General features: G+C 64.4%; 4 protein-coding genes and 1 pseudogene. All 5 read right to left on the reverse strand.

Annotated features, from left to right (window positions below; translation table 11 throughout):
* Positions 1–44: 44 nt before the first annotated feature.
* Positions 45–422: a hypothetical protein gene (locus HS053_RS21865; RefSeq protein ID WP_174213356.1), complete on the reverse strand. Its 378-nt coding sequence runs from the start codon at positions 420–422 to the stop codon at positions 45–47.
* Entirely contained in the window at positions 419–925 is a 507-nt protein-coding gene (locus HS053_RS21870; protein ID WP_174213357.1) for a helix-turn-helix domain-containing protein, read from the reverse strand. The genes HS053_RS21865 and HS053_RS21870 overlap by 4 nt, the downstream gene beginning before the upstream one ends.
* A gap of 80 nt (positions 926–1,005) precedes the next feature.
* Complete coding sequence (locus HS053_RS21875; RefSeq protein WP_174213358.1) at positions 1,006–1,755, reverse strand: AAA family ATPase; 750 nt, start codon at positions 1,753–1,755, stop codon at positions 1,006–1,008.
* A gap of 69 nt (positions 1,756–1,824) precedes the next feature.
* Complete coding sequence (locus HS053_RS21880) at positions 1,825–3,936, reverse strand: transposase domain-containing protein (protein WP_174213359.1); 2,112 nt, start codon at positions 3,934–3,936, stop codon at positions 1,825–1,827.
* Positions 3,933–4,187, reverse strand: a pseudogene (locus tag HS053_RS21885) (chromosome partitioning protein ParB); the annotation flags it as partial. The gene HS053_RS21880 and the pseudogene HS053_RS21885, both read right to left, overlap by 4 nt.

The following is a 4,187-nucleotide window of genomic DNA, read 5'->3' on the forward strand; positions in this document are numbered from 1 at the left end:
ACGCCAGATGCTGGATGCGGGCGCGGACGCCGGAGCGATCAAGGTCAAGCGGCATCGGTGGCCTCCTTGCGATAGCGGGGGCAGGCCCGGCAGGCGCGGTACATCCGAACCCGCTCGCTATTGATGTTGGAAAAGCGCGCTGCCTTCAGCATCCAGTCGCGGCAGGTATTGGCGCCGATCTCACCTTGAGCGGGACAGCGGACGGTCGCGCGCATGTAGACGCCGCGCACCACTTCCTCTACGGCCTCATAGCTGCCCGCATAGGTCTTTCCCAGCACGGTCGAGACCAGCGAGGCCGAGCGGTTCAGCCGGGCCGCCACCTTGTTCTGGCTGGTGGCCATGCATTCCTCGGCCAGGCGTTCGACCCAATCAGGGACTTGCGGACCCCAGGCAGCGCGGGCCTTGTCGACGGCGGAGATCATTGGGTATCCCCCGCAGACGGATAGGCGGTGCCAGTGTTCGGATCGAACACCTGGCGCACGCGCTGCACCTGCGGGGCCTTCGGGCCAGAGGCCCGGATCAGGCGATAGCGCGCGATACGCGCGGCAGAGGGGTCCGCCTTGACCAGCACACGCAGGTAGCCCGCAGCCAGAAGCCGCTTGCAATAGTCTTTGGACGTGGCCTCTGGGATCTCGATCGAGGCGTGCTGGACCAGATCGACATAGCTGAACTCCTTCAGCATCGTCATCGCCCGCCAGAGCTGCATGGTGATCGCGCCTTGGGTGACGGCGCTACCATCAGCCCGAACGCGTGGGGCGTGATGCCCGACATCCTTGATCAGCACCCAGGCATTCGCCTTTCCGGCGGGGCCAGGCTGGAACTTCAGATAGCCCGCCGCGGTCAGCGCCTTCAGATAGCGCAGCACCGTGGTGCGGTTGACGCCGGTAAGGTCAACGATGGCGCTAATGGTTACGTGGTCAGCCACCTTCTTGATAGCCAGCCACAGCTCCTGTCGGCCTGCAGACCCTTGATCGACGGGACGCCTGCCGGTTTTAGCGGGCGCGCTCATGCCACCGTCCTCCGGGGCGTCGGTGCCTCACCAATGAAAAACTCGATCTTCGCGGCATCGGACGGCGTGATCGTGGTCCGCCCGGATTCCAGCGAATAGAGCCGCACCTGATTGAGGTTGGTGACGATACGCCGATAGTTCGCGGCTGATTTCTCCAGGATGATCTGCAGCACATCCTCGCCGATGGTCAGGGTAGGCTGCTTCAGCCGCGCAAGGATGGCGGTTTCCCGCAGGTCGGCGGGTTGCGCCGCGGGCCAGCCGAACATCCGGTTGTGAATGCGCTCCCAGCGCTTCAGCTTCTGGGGCAGCATTTCCTCGCCAATCAGCACGATCGCGCTGCCCTGCGAACTGTTGTAGATGTCATGGACGACACCCATCATTTCGTCCCGGCAGAGCTGATGCGCCTCGTCGAGGAGAAGCGGTCGCCCACTCTTGGCCAGTTCCTCTCCGATCTGGTCGACCATGTCGCTGATCAACCCAGCAGCGGTCAGGCCCAGGGCTTCGGCAACCTTTCGCACGAAGACCTTGCGCGACCAGACCGATTTCACCTCGACCCAGCAGGCGTCGTAAAGCTGCGCGTTATAGGTTGCGGCCGAGGATTTTCCGTACCCGGAAAACCCGTGGAAACACCCCATGCCCGGCATATCCGGCTCGCGGTCCTTCAGCTGCTGGATGAGGGCACCCAGAATCTTCACGTTCCGCAGCGGGGCGACGTTTGCGATGTTCCCGCTATTGATTTTGTCCATTCCGTCCAACATGCTCTCTCCTCACCGTCCAAGCCGCCGCGGGGCCTTGCCTGCCCCCGGCGGCATCTTTCATCCGATCGCCACTTCCCCGTCCCGGTCGTACATCGCGCGTTGCGCGCGGTAAGCCGGATGGGCTTGCATGCGCCTCCAGAAATCGTGTTCTTCCATCGTTACGGTCTCGCCAGCTTCCGACCGGCGCTCGATGTCCAGCACCCGCCAGAACCGGCTTGCATCGGTATCGCCAGGCTCGGCGCGGCTGGGCCTGAAAGGCACCTGCAGGACCTTGTTAAGGTCTTCGTCACGCGACGTGTCGGGCACCGGCAACTGTCGGGTGACCAGCGGCCCACGGGCCTGCATCGGCACCATCTGGACAACCTTGGCCTCCAGTTCCTCGGGCAGAGGTGCAGGCTTGCGGGCCAGCTCGGCGGCCAGTTCACTGACCGAAACCGGGCGATGGGCATCCAGCAGCCGCTTTTCGATGCGGCGGCGCTGCGCCTTTTGCCTGGCATGGAGCTTCGCGCCGACCAGGTCGAAGAAGCCGACCTTCTCGCGGCAGGGAGCTTCGCCAAGGAACTCGCCCTGCAGGCTGTAGATATAAAGCCCCGCGTGCAGATCCTCGGGGTCGAAGCGGGCGACGACTTCCTGTCCGGCGAATTCGGACATCCAGTCGGCGTGATATCCGTTGTCATGCAACTTCAGCGAGCCATGGCCAGAGTGCAGCTTGCGCACTTCCTGACCCATCAACCAGAGGCGTCGCTGCTCGGCCGTGGCCTTGCGGACCTTGTCGCGCTGATAACTTTCGGCAAAGGTCTGGTCGAACGACCGGCCCTTGGCATTGGCCGACATCCGGCCCGGCCGGGCATTGTGGTCGCGGATTCCCTCGGCCAGCACCCGCAAGAAATCCTCCAAAGGCACCGCCCGGCTGCCATAGTCCTCGGGCTTGGCCAGGGTGTTGTTACCGACATAGGCCCCTGCAAATGCCGGATGCAGCGCAATATGGTCGGCAAAGTCCCGAAAGCCGCGTTCGATCGGCTTGGCCTGGCCATGGGCCGGGGTGGCCCAGTGGACCTTGATGCCCATCATGGGCAGGACGCCCAGCGGATCATCCTTGCGCACCTTGAAGCGGAACCGTGTGGGGGTGCCGCCGGTCAGCCACTTGTTCGCAAATTCGTGGCCGTTGTCGAACAGGCAGTCGCGCGGGATGCCCCAGGTCTCGATCAACTCGCCGAAGGCGGACATGACGGCAACCTTGTTGGGGTCGAGGTCCACCCGCCAGGAAAGGATCTTGCCCGAATACAGATCCTGAAACCCGATGATCTGCGGTCGAACCGGTTTTTCGATTCCGGGCCATTGCACGAAGACGTCGATCTTGTGGCAGTCGGCGTTGACACCTTCCATTGCGGTCATCATTGATCGGTCCCTGACCTGCGGAGGGAAGCACTTGGCAAGGCCGCGCTCGCCCTGGCGCGCAAAGACCTGCGTTACGCGCGGCACGTTCTCGTCCATCCAGCGCTGCGCTGTTTTCAGTGTCAGAAAGGCCAGCCCCTTGCGCTCGCAATGCTTTGATATGCGGTGCCAGCAACTCGCAAAGCTCGGCTCGCCCAAGCGCAGGAAATCGCTCTTCAGCCAGTCGAGGAACTCGGCACTGCACTCGGCGCGCTTGCGCTGCGGCTTGGCAGCCCGATGGCGAGGGGCGAGATAGGGAAGCAGGTCGGCCGGATCGACACCTTCGATCATCGACAGCCAGTTCCAGATGGTTCGCTCGGACAGTTTGTCCAGCCTGGACACCTCGACAACGGCCAGATGCCGCCCGAGCGGACCTTCAAAGCTCGCCACACGTTGCAGGATGGTCAGACGCCGGACCGCTTCGATCTTGGTCTTCTCCGGCTGGGCATCGTACCACGACCAGGCATCGGCACGCTCCATGCGCTCGGGCTTGGCAGGCGCCTCGGCCGCGACGGCTCTCAGCAACGCAGCCTGCGCACGGGTCGGCAGCAGCCGCCAACTGTACTCCCAGCCGCCACCACGGCCGGACCGCCTGCGGGCCAGGCCGGGCTGGGCATGCCAATCCAGACGCGCGACCATCATGTTGACGGCGCGTTTGGTCGTCGGAACATCCGGCAACCCGCTGGCCGCCAACTGGTCGGCAGTCCACCATTCCTGATGCGCGGCTTGGCTCATTCAGCAGCCACCTCCGGGCGGGGCATCAGGGCCATAAGGTCGGCGCCAACATCTTGCAGCCAGCGGCGGCGGGCGGAGGCACTGGCGCGCGACCATGCCGCTTTCAGGGCAAGAAGCTGCTGGTCCTCAGGGGCTTTCGCGGGGGCTTGAAGCCCCCCTTCAACGCGCAGCGAGCGGCGGGCATCGGCGGCGGATTTGGCATTGCCGACCGACAGCCGCAGGACCACATCCCCGCGCTCAACCGGGTCGCC

It is taken from the genome of Tabrizicola fusiformis, from assembly GCF_013328815.1.
Classification (GTDB): domain Bacteria; phylum Pseudomonadota; class Alphaproteobacteria; order Rhodobacterales; family Rhodobacteraceae; genus Fuscibacter.